Genomic DNA, 11924 nt, shown 5'->3' on the forward strand with positions numbered 1-11924 from the left:
ACGCCGAACTGTATGCGCAATCGCGCCGCGACGGCAATGCCGGAGGACCGGCGGACGGGGCCCGCATCGCGTCGCACCGGCATCACGCATTTCATTGTTCCGGCATCCGTGCCGCAATCGATTTTTTCCAATCGATTACGCCGGACATTACAAATCAAACCGGCGTCGATTATTTATCAGATTTTTAATACCGGAAAGATCAGCTTCGTCGGGCGGCACGCCAGCGCTTGAACGCCGCATTCCATTGGTATTTCACGTATTTACCCTCATCAGATATTCCCGTATTCGTTCGATATCCGATGCAATTTACGCAGCCGATTTCGTAGAATTGTTTCGCCCGCTACTCCATCGACATGGAGATTCGAAGAATGAACAATATCCGCCTGTCTTCCATGTTGATACCGGCGCTGTGCGCGTCGCTGCTCGCGTCGAGCGTCGCGCTCGCCGCGGACAACGGGCCGCCGCCCTACGTCGAGGGCGCCCGTGCACCCAAGGGATTCGCCCGTCCGCCGTTCCATACGAAACCGCGCGCAAGCACGGCCACGGTGGCCGGCCTCACGCCGGCGCTCACCCGGCACGCGTACGGATTCGACACGATCGCCAACCAGGGCGACGGGATGGTCGTTGCGATCGTCGACGCATACGACGACCCGCGGATCGAGTCCGATCTCGGCGTGTTCAGCAACGCGTTCTCGTTGCCGGCCTGCACCACGGCGAACGGCTGCTTCACCAAGGTATATGCACGCGGCGCGCGGCCCAGGGCCGATTCGGGCTGGGCGCTCGAGATATCGCTCGACGTCGAATGGGTGCATGCGATCGCACCGAAGGCGAGAATCGTGCTCGTCGAGGCCGCGTCGGCCAGCTTCAACGACCTGATGGCCGCGGTCGACGTCGCGGTCAAGCGCGGCGCGTCGGTCGTGTCGATGAGCTTCGGCGGCAACGAGTTCAACAGCGAAACCGGCTTCGACAGCCACTTCAACGTATCGGGTGTCACGTTCGTCGCGTCGTCCGGCGACAGCGGCACCGGCACCGAGTACCCGGCGGCGTCGCCGTACGTGGTGGCGGTGGGCGGCACGACGTTGTCCACCGACGTATCCGGCGCCTACGTCGGCGAGGCCGCGTGGAGCGGCAGCGGCGGCGGCGTGAGTTCCGTCGAGGGCGAACCGGCCGGCCAGACCGCCTGGCCGGTGCCGGTCGCCGGCAAGCGCGGCGTGCCCGACGTCAGCTACGACGCGAACCCGTCCAGCGGTTTCGCGGTGTACGACTCGGTCACCTACCAGGGGCAGGCGGGCTGGTTCCAGGTCGGCGGCACCAGCGCAGGCGCGCCGCAATGGTCGGCACTCGTCGCGATCGCGAATTCGCTGCGCGCGGCGGCCGGCAAAAGCCCGTTGAGCGGTACCTACAACACGCTCTATACGGTCGGGAAAAACGCCTACGGCAGCGACTATCACGACGTCACGACCGGGTCCAACGGCAGCTGCGGCAGCATCTGCAACGCCGCGGGCGGCTACGACTACGTGACCGGCCTCGGTTCGCCGCAAGCACCGGCACTCGTGCAGGCGCTCGTCGGCCAGCCGTAACGGGTGAACGCAGGCCGTGCCGGGGTGCGGCGTTCAATCGCCGTGCCGTGCGACAAGCCCCGGCACTCGTGCAGGCGCTCGTCGGCCAACCGCAACGGGCGAACGCAGCCCGTACCGGGGTGCGGCGTTCAACCCCCGTGCCACGCGCGGTCGAGCGCGGCGAGCGTCGCGAGCGCGCCGCCCTTCAGCCCGATCACGTCCGCGCGGCGCGCATGGGCTTCGCGTGCGTTGATGCGGATCACGTCGGCGCCGAGCCGTTCGCTCAGCAGCCGCACGGTCGGAATCGCGGTGCCCGCGCCGATCTCGACGACGCTCACCCGTCCTGCCTGCGCGATCCAGTCGTGCAGCGCCCGCTCCTGCGCGTCGTAGCGTTCGCCGAGCCAGCCGTGGTCGCCGAACATCAGGATGTTCGGCCGCGCGAGGCCGCCGCACCGCGGGCAGCGCGGCAACTCGCCGACCAGCCGACACGCGGCTGCGTCGACGTCGGGCGTGAACGGCGCGGCGTCCCACGTGTCGTCCGAGCAGGGTCGCAGGCATTGCATCGAATGAATCGAACCGTGAATCTCGACGACACGCGCCGGATCGAAGCCGGCCTTCTGGAACTGGCCGTCGACATTGCTCGTCAGCACGAAGCCGCCGTTCGGCATCGCGTCCATCCAGCGCCGCAGGATCGCGAAGCCCGCGTGCGGCACCGTCCGACGGTAGAGTTCGAGACGGTGCCCGTAGAAGCCCCACGCAAGCTGCGGATGCGCGCGGAACGCCTGCGGCGACGCGATCTCGTGGAATTCGAAACGCTCGTGGCGCAGCGCCGGATACGCGCGCCAGAAGCCGTCCGTGCCGCGGAAATCGGGCAGCCCCGAATCGACGCCGATGCCGGCGCCGGCCGTCACGAGCAGCGCATCGGCCCGCGCGAGCGCCTCGACGGCGGACGCGACCAGATGCGCCGGCAGTGGCGCGGCAGCGGCATTGGAATCGGCGGAACCGATGGAGTCGGGCGAATCGGAAATCGGCATGATGGCGCAGCGGTAGCGTCGAACGGTGTACGAATGGCGTCGCGCGATCATACGCCCGTTCGAGTGCCGCGCCGCGGCCTCATCCCGTCGTTGCGCGCCCGCCCGCGGGTTCACGCAGCGCGACGTACTGCAGCAGCATGATCGTCTTCGCGTCGACGATCTCGCCGCGCTCGACGGCATCCAGCGCCGTGTGCAGCGGCATCTCGACGACCTCGAGATCCTCGCCCTCCTCCGCGATCCCGCCGCCGTCGCCCGTGCGCAGCGACGCATCGTATTCGCCGACGAAGAAATGCAGCTTCTCCGTCACCGAGCCCGGGCTCATGAACGCCTCGAACACCTTGCGCACGCCGCGCACGCGATAGCCGGTTTCCTCTTCGGCCTCGGCACGGATGCGTGCGTCGGGCGTCGCGTCGTCGAGCAGGCCCGCGGCGGCTTCGAGCAGCATCCCGTCGTGTCCGTTGACGAACGCCGGCATCCGGAACTGCCGCGTGAGCAGCACGTCGCCCGTCGCCGCGTTGCGCAGCAGGATGGTCGCGCCGTTGCCGCGATCGTAGGTTTCGCGGCTGAGGCGCTGCCACGTGCCGTCGCGGCGCAGGAAATCGAACGTGACCTTCTTCAGCACATACCAGTCATCGGACAGCACCGTCGTATCGACGATGCGGACGCGGTCCCGCGTTGCGGCCATGGCGGCCTCCCATTCGACAAGTGATGGCACTCATGGTAACGTGCATATTCGTGCAATTTCAAGAAATTTCGTGCAAACACGATGCTGACGACCCAACGCAAGAAAGCGATCCTCGACGCGCTCGCCCGCGACGGCCAGGTGCTGGCTGTCGAACTGAGCGCGCAATTCGGCGTGTCCGAGGACACCGTGCGCCGCGACCTGCGCGAGCTGGCGGCCGAAGGCCTGCTGCAACGCGTGCACGGCGGCGCGCTGCCGGCGTCGCCGGCCGTCGCGCCGTTCGCGCAGCGCGAGACGCTCGACACGGCGGAAAAGCGGCGTATCGCACGCCGCGCCGCGCAGATGATCGCGCCCGGACAGGTCGTGATCGTCGACGGCGGCACGACCTCGGCCTTGCTCGTCAGCCAGTTGCCGCCCGACCTGCGCGCGACGATCGTCACGCACAGCCCGAGCGTCGCCGTCGCGCTGGCCGCGCATCCGTCGATCGACGTGATCCTGATCGGCGGACGGTTGTACAAGCATTCGATCGTCGCGGTGGGCGCCGCGGCGATGGAAGGCATCGCGCGCATCCACGCCGACCTGTATTTCATGGGCGTCACGGGCGTTCATCCGGTCGCGGGGCTCAGCACCGGCGACTTCGAGGAAGCGGCGATCAAGCGCGCGCTGGCCGCGCGAGCCGGCGAGACGATCGTGCTGGCGTCGCAATCCAAGTTGCGTGCGGCGTCGCAGTTCGTGATCGGCGAGCTCGCGCTCGCACAGGTCATCGTGGTCGAACGGGAAACCGATGCGGCGCTGACCGAGCCGATCGAGGCCGCGGGCGTGACGGTCGTGCGGGCCTAGCCGCGCGCCGGTTTCGGCGGGCGCGCCGACGTCGTTGCGCAAGCATCCTCGCCGGCCCGATGTCAGCGTGCTGACAGGCACCGCTTGCTACCATGGGCGACTGCCCACCCGCCGCGCCTTGTCCGTCCGATGTCTTCGCCCGCCACCCCGATCGCACCCGCGCCGCCCGACGGCGCTGCCCCGCCCCCCGGCGTCCTCGCGCTGTTCATCGCGTTCGCGCAAATCGGCCTCACCAGCTTCGGCGGCGGGCTGAGCGGGCGCATGATGCGCGACTTCGTGCACGAGCGGCGCTGGCTCGACGAAGAGGCGTTCCTCAACGGCCTCGCGCTGTCGCAGGCGCTGCCGGGCGTCAACGTGAAGAACCTCTCAATCTGGATCGGCTACCGGCTGGCCGGATGGCGCGGCGCGGTGGCCGGCTTCACCGGCATCATCGCACCGCCGGCCGTGCTGATCGTGCTGTTCGGCGTCGCGTTCTCGACGCTCACGCGTTTTCCGCTCACGCATGTCGCACTCGCGGGCGCGGCCGCCGCGGCGATCGGGCTGTCGATCTCGATGGCGATCACCGCGGTGCGCCGGCTGCCGCGCCGCGCGCTGCCGTTCGCGGTGACGACGCTCACGTTCGTGTCGGTGGCGGTGCTGCACTGGCCGCTCGTCTGGACCGTGCTGATCGGCGGCACGCTGAGCGTCGCGCTCGAATACCGCCGTGCGGGCGCCGCCACCGGCGGGAGCGCCGAACGATGACTGCCCCGTCACGCTACGCCGCCCTGTTCGGCGTATTCGCGCCGCTGTCGATCGCGACGATCGGCGGCGGACAGGCGATCATCGCCGACATCCAGCGGCAGGTCGTCGACGTGCATCACTGGATGACGGCCACGCAGTTCGTGAACGACTTCGCGATCGCGCGGATGGCACCCGGCCCCGGCTCGCTGCTCGCGACGCTGATCGGCTGGCAGGTGGCGGGCTTCTGGGGCGCGGTGATCGCGACGCTCGCGCTGTTCGGGCCGACCGCGTTCCTGATCTACGGCGTCGCGCATCTGTGGCGGCGGCACCAGGGCGCACGCTGGCAGATCGCACTCGAAGCCGGCCTGCGCCCGGTCGCGGCCGGCATGATCCTCGCGTCGGTCTGGGTGCTGCTGCGCGCGCTCGACGGCGGCTGGGCCGCGCGGGCGATCGCGGTCGGGTCGACCGTGTGCGTGATGGGCACGCGCATTCATGCGTTGCTGCTGATCGTCGTCGGCGCGTTGCTGCTGGTCGGCGTGCACGCGATCGGCTGACGGCGGCATCCGCGCCAAGCCGGCCCGCCAAAGCATGCACGGCCCGCTTCGCGATCGACGCGCGCTGACACCGGCGGCGCCGGTCAGCGGCCCGCGACCGAGCGAAACGCGCGACAGGCATCGGCATGCAGCTCGAAACCGATGCCCGGCGCCTGCGGCACGGGCGTGTAGCCGGCGTCGACCGTTGCGCCGTCCGCCAGCCCGCTGAACGGATGGAACGCGAACGGGCTGACTTCCGCGCCGCCAAGCCCGAGCGCCGACACGACGTGCAGCGAGAACAGATGACCGCCATGCGGCCAGAACGCATCGCGCCGCCAGCCGTTCGACACGAAATGGTCGACGATCTGCAGGTAGCCCGGCAGGCCATAGCAATGCACCGGATCGAACACGAGGACGTCGCGGTCCGGGCGCAGGCCGCCGTAGCGCTCGAGCAGCTTCGCTTCCGCGAGCGAGAACAACGCCTCGCCGGCCGCGACCGGCGGCGTGTATTGCGCAGTCAGGTCCGCGTGAAGCGGCAGGTCGAGCGGGTCGCACAGATCCTCGAACCACCAGAGTTCGAACGGGGCCAGCCGCGCGGCGGCAGCGGGGCCGCTCGTCGCGTCGTACGCGTTCATCGCGTCGACCGCGAGATGCGAGCTGTCGGCAAGGCAGGCCGCGGCGGTTTCGACGCGGCGTGTGTCCTGGTCGATATCCGGGCCGCCGATCTTGATCTTCGCGTGCGTGTAGCCGAGATCGGCGATGCGGCGCATCTCGTCCGACAGGTGCGGGAGATCGTCGTGCGGATAGCGGTAGCCGCCGCCCGCGTAGACGCGCACGCGGGGCGCCGCGTGGCGCGCGAGCCGGTCGGCGACGAAGCGATGGAGCGGCAGGCCCGCGATCTTCGCGGCGGCATCCCAGATCGCCATGTCGAGCACGCCGACCGCGACACAGCGTTCGCCGTGCCCGCCGGGCTTCTCGCCCGCCATCATCGCGCGCCATGCGCGAAACGGATCGAGGTTCGTGCCGGCGTCGTCGGCGATGGCGTGCGCGGCGGCCAGCAGACGCGGCGCGAACCGTTCGCGAATCAGCCCGCCCTGCGCATGGCGGCCGACCGACGCGTAGCCATAGCCCGTGACCGGCCGGCCATCGCGCACGACATCGGTGACGATCGCGACGACGCTCGTCGTCAGGCCGCCCGACGGAATCGCCGGATCGGCATAGCGGGAAACCGGGATCGCCTGCTCGCGGATGTCGGTGATGCGCATGGTCGGGGTTCCGGGAAAACGTTCGGCGTTCGCGGGCCATGCACGCGCGGCAGCCGGCGTGACGGGCGGATCGCTGCATCATAGGCGCTTGCGCGATGCCCTGCATGCTCGCGATCGTCGCGATGCCGTGAAGTCATGCGACTTGAGCGACAGCGTCCGAATCGTGCCGTACTGCATCGGTGCGCGCATGCGTGCTCCGTCATGCGCGAGGCGCGTGACACGTGCACTTGCGCGTCGGCCATGCGCGGCCTCGGCAACGTGCGCCGAGATCCAATGGCGCCCCCGCGATTTACGCTTGTACCGCGGCACCGCCGCGCCGATCGGCATCGCATGCGAAACATGTCGCTGCCGGTGAACAGGCGGGTGAACAGCGCGTCACCCGGCGCGATCCGCGCGATAGTGGAACCGGCCGGGCGTGCGACCACGCTCGGGAGCTGTTTCCGACCCGGAACGCGTTTTATTTTGTTGGGCCGGGGTTCGCTGCTGGCGATCCCCGGCTGAATCCGCTGTTCGTCGGTATCGGCTGAAGGTGCGGCTCAACGCGTCGGTGCGACCGGCGCGTTGGCGCAGCCCGAACCGATCCACACGCTCAGGCGAAGACGAAGTACTTGCGCACCGTCTCCACCACTTCCCACGTTCCTTTCATGCCGGGTTCGATCACGAACACGTCGCCGGCCCTCAGGTGCACAGGCTCCTCGCCTTCCGGCGTGATGATGCAGTAGCCGTCGAGGAAGTGGCAGTACTCCCATTTCTCGTAGTTCACCTCGAACTTGCCCGGCGTGCAGATCCAGGTGCCCATGATCTTGCTGCCGTCCTTGGAGACGTAGGCGTTGAGGTTCACGGTGTGCGGATCGCCGCCGATGCGCTTCCACTTGGTCGCGTCGACGACCGGGGTCGGGCAGGTTTTGCGCAGAACGGTGATGAAATCGGACATGTCAGCTCCAGACTAACGATCGGGTAAGAGGTCTGTCACGTTAGTTCGAAAGCTGCACCGCAGCTTGTATGCGTCCGACACCGACTCGTCCATTTTCGACACGGGCCCGCATGCAGGCGCGCCGCCAGCGCATTTTCCGGACGGCCTTGCGTTGACGGACCGCTGCAGACCGATCCTTGACGCTCGTTACCGGCGATCGATCGCACCGCCACCGGGCCACGCCGGTTTCAAGGCCGGCGGCCAAAACGCCTCAAAACGCCTCGCTTGCAACATCCGCGCCAAACCCTGTAGAATTACCCGTTCTGCGGGCGTCGTATAATGGCCATTACCTCAGCTTCCCAAGCTGATGACGTGGGTTCGATTCCCATCGCCCGCTCCACGCTTAGTTTCCACTGCGCTCCAGTGACTTCTGTAGTCGGTTGAATTCAAAGGGTTTTTCGGCCTTTTGAGTTCCACCAAGAGTCATACTGAGCCACCAAAAGCCACCCAAAACAAGTAGGTTTTTAAGTAGTTTTTTGCGGTGGCGAGCAGTTCCGCATTGTTTGTGGGAGCGTGAGCGACGATAGAACAGCATCACCCTGAACTTCGATTCAGGAGTCGATGACATGTCTCTTATAGATTTCGCGGTCCGTCACGCCAAAGCGACGGGCAAAAAGTACACCCTCCGGGACTCGCTCGGTCTCTTCCTCCAGGTTACAGCCACAGGCGGTCGCGCCTGGCATTTCCGCTACTACTGGGCAGGCAAGCAACGGCCGATCTCATTCGGGACCTATCCGGAGGTGTCGCTGCAGGAAGCACGGACGATGCGCGATGAGGCGCGTTCGCAGCTCGCCAAGGGCATCAATCCGCACATCGAGCGCAAGAAGAAGCAACGGAGCGCGCGCCTGGCCAGCGACAACACCTTCGCGGCTGTCTTCGAGCAATGGCTGGCTCACCGGTCGATTGTCCTGCCTGACGGCCGGCAGAGCACACTTTCGCAAATCCGCCGCGGCTTCGACAACGACGTTCTGCCCCTGCTGCGCTCGTTGTCTATCTACGATGTGACACGCGGCCATCTGCTCGAAGTCATCCAGCGAATCGAAGCGCGCAAGTCCTATTCCGTGGCCGAAAAGGTGCGGACCTGGTTCGCCCAGATGTTCCGTTTCGCCCTCGTCGTCGTCCCCGACTTGGAGAAAAATCCTGCCACCGATCTGGACGTTGTCGCCGTACCCTTGCCCCCGGTGGAACACAATCCGTTCCTTCGTATGGGTCAGTTGCCGGCTTTCCTCCAAACGCTGCGCAAGGGGCCGATTCGGCAGCAAACCACATTGGCGATTCGCCTGAGCGTCTCGCTGCCCATGGCGAAGCTGATGCTGCCGTTGGTCTTGGCGCACGTACAGCCTTCCTTCAGCCGATTGGGGTCCTGTGTGGCCGGGTGTTGCCTGCTCTGCGCCTCGTGCATGTTTTCAGAGCCCGTGCGTCCACCCTGGCTGGTGGTGTGGGGCTTGACGCCCGCGCAGCGCACCTTGGATGCGCAGGCGCGGCAGGCCATCAGCCGCGAGCTGAGGCATGAGCGCACGCAGATTACGGCGGTGTATCTGAAGCGATAGAAAAACGGAACTGCCGAATAGCTCCGTCGACACGGATAGCTGCGAAGGAGCATCCGATGGAACGTGCTGACCAATGAGTCTTGAAAGATGGCCTGAACAAGTAGATAATTAAGTACTTTCCTCCATCTCGAATTGAGGAAAGCGTTTATTTATCAACAAGTTGCGGGGTTTTTGCTGTTACCATCGCCCGCTCCACCTTCGGCTGCTCGGCAGCCTGCGCAAGAGCCGCCTCGTCGAAGGCGGCTTTTTTGTACCATCTGCCTGTCCATCCGGCAGCACCGCTGCGCGTAGCGGGCGTAACGGGCCCGCGCCCGAACCAAGCCTTTCTCTGTCACCGATGATGCACGACGATCCGAACGAAGCCGGCCTGCCGCCGGACGACGCCGCCCTTCCCGACGAAGCCGCCGACGGCGCCGACGAAGTCAATCCGCTGCACCGACGCCGCATCCGCAGCTTCGTGACGCGCGCCGGCCGCGTGTCGACCGGCCAGCGTCGCGCGCTCGACGATCTGGGCCCGCGCTTCGTCGTGCCGTACGCCGCTGAAATCCCCGACTGGGACGCCGTGTTCGGCCGCCGCGCGCCGCGCATCCTGGAAATCGGCTTCGGGATGGGCGCGTCGACCGCGGAAATCGCCGCGCATCGCCCGGGCGACGACTTCCTCGGCGTCGAGGTGCACGAGCCGGGCGTCGGCGCGCTGCTGAAGCTGATCGGCGAGCAGGACCTGCCGAACATCCGCATCATCCAGCACGACGCGGTCGAAGTGCTCGAGCACATGCTCGCGCCGGAAAGCCTCGACGGCGTGCACATCTTCTTCCCGGATCCGTGGCACAAGGCGCGTCACCACAAGCGCCGGCTGATCCAGCCGCCGCTCGTCGCGCACCTCGCATCGCGCCTGAAACCAGGTGCGTACCTGCATTGCGCGACCGACTGGCAGAACTACGCGGAACAGATGCTGGAAGTGCTCGGCGCCGAACCGACGCTCGAGAACACGGCCGCCGACTACGCGCCGCGCCCCGACTACCGCCCCGTCACGAAGTTCGAACGGCGCGGGCTGCGGCTCGGCCACGGCGTGTGGGACCTGGTGTTCCGCAAGCGCGCCGGCTGAACACGGCTCGCGGCGGCATGGCGCACGCTGCGCGCCGCGCCATGAAAAACGGCCCGACCGGCATCTTGCCGATCGGGCCGTTCTTCATCCATCTGTCGGGAGCACCTGCGCCCCCGCACCGGCATCACGCCCAGTTCAGCCACCCGCTGTAGCCCACCAGCAGCACGAACAGGCCGAACGCGATCCGGTACCACGCGAACACGGTGAAGTCGTGCGTCGCGACGAAGCGCAGCAGCCAGCGCACGCACACGAACGCGCTGACGAACGCGGCAACCAGCCCGAGCGCGAACAGGCCGAGCGAGTCGACCGTGAATGCCTGCCAGTCCTTGACGGTTTCATAGAGCGTCGCGCCGAAGATGATCGGAATCGCGAGGAAGAACGAGAATTCGGTCGCGACGCGCCGGTCGAGGCCGAACAGCATCCCGCCGATGATCGTCGAGCCGGAGCGCGACATGCCCGGCACCAGCGCGAAGCATTGCGCGAGGCCGACCTTCAGCGCATCGAGCGGCGTGAGCGCATCGACCGACTGCACGCGCGGCGGCTCGCTGCGTTCGCGCTGCCGCGCCTCGGCCCACAGGATGATCGCGCCGCCGACGACGAGCGCGAATGCGACCGGCACCGGCGAGAACAGCACGGCCTTGATCTTCTTCTCGAACAGCAGGCCGAGCGCGATCGCGGGAATGGTCGCGATCACGACGTTCAGCGTGAAGCGCTGCGCGTCGGGCCGGCTCGGCAGCCCGGACACGATGGACACGATCCGCTGCCGGTATTCCCAGCAGACCGCGAGAATCGCGCCGAACTGGATCACGACGTCGAAGGTCTTCGCGTGCGCATCGTTGAAATTCAGGAAACTGCCCGCGACGATCAGGTGGCCGGTGCTCGACACCGGGAGGAATTCCGTCAGCCCCTCGACGACGCCGAGGATCAATGCCTTGCAGATCAGGATCCAGTCCATCCGTGGCCCAACTCCGAAGTAGTCGAAAGAAAGGGCCGCGTCACCGCCGCGGCCCGCCCGGCCGCGCGCGGTGCGCCGTCACTTTTCGACGATCGCCACGCGTATGCCGTTTGTAAGAATCGTAATTGTACCGGGTTCGTAGTTCACGCCGGCAAATTGCAGTTGCTCGGGCTTGAACGTATAGATCGGATAGTTGGTCAGCACCTGCGTCGCGAGCAGGCCGGCGGCCGCGCCGACCTGTTGCGCGTACATCTGCGCGTTGCCGTCGAGCACGAGGCTGTCGACGGCCGGCGCCTTCAGCACGACCGAGCGGCTCGGCGCGTCGTAGGCCAGCTGGCCCGACACGGTGAACTTGCCGCTCACCGGTTCGCTCAGGAACGGACTCGCGAAATGCGCATCGAGCTGCACCGCGACGCGGTTCTGGTCGGGCAGCAGGTTGACGGCCGGATTCGCCAGCGACACGTCGACGACCTGCGCGACCGTCTTCTGGTACGGAAACTTGCGCGCGACGGCCTTCTGCACGTCGCCGCGCGAGAACGTGTAGTGATCGGGAATGAACGGAAACGTCGACGCGCAGGCGGCGAGCGATACCGACACGCCGATGGCGCCGGCGCAAGCGGCGAGGAAGCGGCGCCGGCCAGGCGTGCAAGATGCGGTCATGCTGAACAATCTCCTGTATCGGGCGAAGCGGCAGTCCGGTTATCGGCT

General features: G+C 67.0%; 12 protein-coding genes, 1 tRNA gene and 1 pseudogene. 8 read left to right on the forward strand and 6 right to left on the reverse strand.

The genetic code is table 11. The features are described 5' to 3' along the window. The first annotated feature begins 12 nt into the window (after window positions 1-12). Together DIE04_RS10570 and DIE04_RS10575 are read left to right on the forward strand one after the other, a co-directional pair. Entirely contained in the window at window positions 13-231 is a 219-nt protein-coding gene (locus DIE04_RS10570; protein WP_124521625.1) for a hypothetical protein, read from the forward strand. A 137-nt stretch (window positions 232-368) separates the two neighbouring features. Further along, the gene (locus DIE04_RS10575) at window positions 369-1580 is read left to right on the forward strand and encodes a S53 family peptidase (protein WP_124521623.1); all 1212 of its coding nucleotides are present in this window, start codon (window positions 369-371) and stop codon (window positions 1578-1580) included. Between the two features lie 128 nt (window positions 1581-1708). Here DIE04_RS10575 and DIE04_RS10580 read toward each other — a convergent pair whose 3' ends face one another. Together DIE04_RS10580 and DIE04_RS10585 are read right to left on the reverse strand one after the other, a co-directional pair. Then, complete coding sequence (locus tag DIE04_RS10580) at window positions 1709-2593, reverse strand: Sir2 family NAD-dependent protein deacetylase (protein ID WP_124521621.1); 885 nt, start codon at window positions 2591-2593, stop codon at window positions 1709-1711. A gap of 79 nt (window positions 2594-2672) precedes the next feature. After that, complete coding sequence (locus DIE04_RS10585; protein WP_124522144.1) at window positions 2673-3278, reverse strand: NUDIX domain-containing protein; 606 nt, start codon at window positions 3276-3278, stop codon at window positions 2673-2675. A gap of 81 nt (window positions 3279-3359) precedes the next feature. Between DIE04_RS10585 and DIE04_RS10590 the strand changes: the two genes are divergently transcribed. The 3 genes from DIE04_RS10590 (at window position 3360) to DIE04_RS10600 (ending at window position 5389) form a co-directional block, all read left to right on the forward strand. Next, window positions 3360-4115 carry a DeoR/GlpR family DNA-binding transcription regulator gene (locus tag DIE04_RS10590; protein WP_124572988.1) on the forward strand — a complete coding sequence of 252 codons (756 nt, stop codon included), beginning with the start codon at window positions 3360-3362 and terminating at the stop codon, window positions 4113-4115. Between the two features lie 129 nt (window positions 4116-4244). Beyond that, window positions 4245-4856, forward strand: a complete 612-nt coding sequence (locus DIE04_RS10595) for a chromate transporter (protein WP_124521619.1) — start codon at window positions 4245-4247, stop codon at window positions 4854-4856. After that, window positions 4853-5389, forward strand: coding sequence for a chromate transporter (locus DIE04_RS10600; RefSeq protein ID WP_124521610.1), 537 nt, complete (start codon window positions 4853-4855; stop codon window positions 5387-5389). Before DIE04_RS10595 ends, DIE04_RS10600 begins: the two co-directional genes overlap by 4 nt. Before the next feature lie 83 nt (window positions 5390-5472). Here DIE04_RS10600 and DIE04_RS10605 read toward each other — a convergent pair whose 3' ends face one another. Both DIE04_RS10605 and DIE04_RS10610 read right to left on the reverse strand, forming a co-directional pair. Further along, entirely contained in the window at window positions 5473-6633 is a 1161-nt protein-coding gene (locus tag DIE04_RS10605) for an enolase C-terminal domain-like protein (protein ID WP_124551319.1), read from the reverse strand. Window positions 6634-7222: 589 nt separating this feature from the next. Further along, window positions 7223-7567, reverse strand: a complete 345-nt coding sequence (locus tag DIE04_RS10610; RefSeq protein WP_124522149.1) for a cupin domain-containing protein — start codon at window positions 7565-7567, stop codon at window positions 7223-7225. A 304-nt stretch (window positions 7568-7871) separates the two neighbouring features. Between DIE04_RS10610 and DIE04_RS10615 the strand changes: the two genes are divergently transcribed. From DIE04_RS10615 to trmB, 3 genes and pseudogenes are all read left to right on the forward strand, one after another. Then, window positions 7872-7946 (forward strand) — tRNA-Gly (locus tag DIE04_RS10615). 226 nt (window positions 7947-8172) lie between these two features. Next, window positions 8173-8889, forward strand: a pseudogene (locus DIE04_RS10620) (tyrosine-type recombinase/integrase); the annotation flags it as partial. Between the two features lie 604 nt (window positions 8890-9493). Continuing rightward, window positions 9494-10261, forward strand: coding sequence for a tRNA (guanosine(46)-N7)-methyltransferase TrmB (trmB, locus tag DIE04_RS10625; RefSeq protein WP_059605632.1), 768 nt, complete (start codon window positions 9494-9496; stop codon window positions 10259-10261). A 124-nt stretch (window positions 10262-10385) separates the two neighbouring features. Here the strand turns inward: trmB and DIE04_RS10630 are convergent, their stop codons facing one another. Next, a complete protein-coding gene (locus DIE04_RS10630) occupies window positions 10386-11216 on the reverse strand; it encodes an undecaprenyl-diphosphate phosphatase (protein ID WP_044846253.1) in 831 nt (276 codons plus the stop codon). A 78-nt stretch (window positions 11217-11294) separates the two neighbouring features. Beyond that, window positions 11295-11876 carry a DUF1439 domain-containing protein gene (locus DIE04_RS10635; RefSeq protein ID WP_044846254.1) on the reverse strand — a complete coding sequence of 194 codons (582 nt, stop codon included), beginning with the start codon at window positions 11874-11876 and terminating at the stop codon, window positions 11295-11297. Window positions 11877-11924: the final 48 nt, after the last annotated feature.

Source organism: Burkholderia sp. Bp8994 (assembly GCF_003853805.1).
Taxonomy (GTDB): Bacteria; Pseudomonadota; Gammaproteobacteria; order Burkholderiales; family Burkholderiaceae; genus Burkholderia.

Coding starts and splice junctions, on each gene's coding strand:
- DIE04_RS10570 (WP_124521625.1), top strand. CDS start 13: ATGCGCAATCGCGCCGCGACGGCAATGCCGGAGGACCGGCGGACGGGG.
- DIE04_RS10575 (WP_124521623.1), top strand. CDS start 369: ATGAACAATATCCGCCTGTCTTCCATGTTGATACCGGCGCTGTGCGCG.
- DIE04_RS10580 (WP_124521621.1), bottom strand. CDS start 2,593: ATGCCGATTTCCGATTCGCCCGACTCCATCGGTTCCGCCGATTCCAAT.
- DIE04_RS10585 (WP_124522144.1), bottom strand. CDS start 3,278: ATGGCCGCAACGCGGGACCGCGTCCGCATCGTCGATACGACGGTGCTG.
- DIE04_RS10590 (WP_124572988.1), top strand. CDS start 3,360: ATGCTGACGACCCAACGCAAGAAAGCGATCCTCGACGCGCTCGCCCGC.
- DIE04_RS10595 (WP_124521619.1), top strand. CDS start 4,245: ATGTCTTCGCCCGCCACCCCGATCGCACCCGCGCCGCCCGACGGCGCT.
- DIE04_RS10600 (WP_124521610.1), top strand. CDS start 4,853: ATGACTGCCCCGTCACGCTACGCCGCCCTGTTCGGCGTATTCGCGCCG.
- DIE04_RS10605 (WP_124551319.1), bottom strand. CDS start 6,633: ATGCGCATCACCGACATCCGCGAGCAGGCGATCCCGGTTTCCCGCTAT.
- DIE04_RS10610 (WP_124522149.1), bottom strand. CDS start 7,567: ATGTCCGATTTCATCACCGTTCTGCGCAAAACCTGCCCGACCCCGGTC.
- trmB (WP_059605632.1), top strand. CDS start 9,494: ATGATGCACGACGATCCGAACGAAGCCGGCCTGCCGCCGGACGACGCC.
- DIE04_RS10630 (WP_044846253.1), bottom strand. CDS start 11,216: ATGGACTGGATCCTGATCTGCAAGGCATTGATCCTCGGCGTCGTCGAG.
- DIE04_RS10635 (WP_044846254.1), bottom strand. CDS start 11,876: ATGACCGCATCTTGCACGCCTGGCCGGCGCCGCTTCCTCGCCGCTTGC.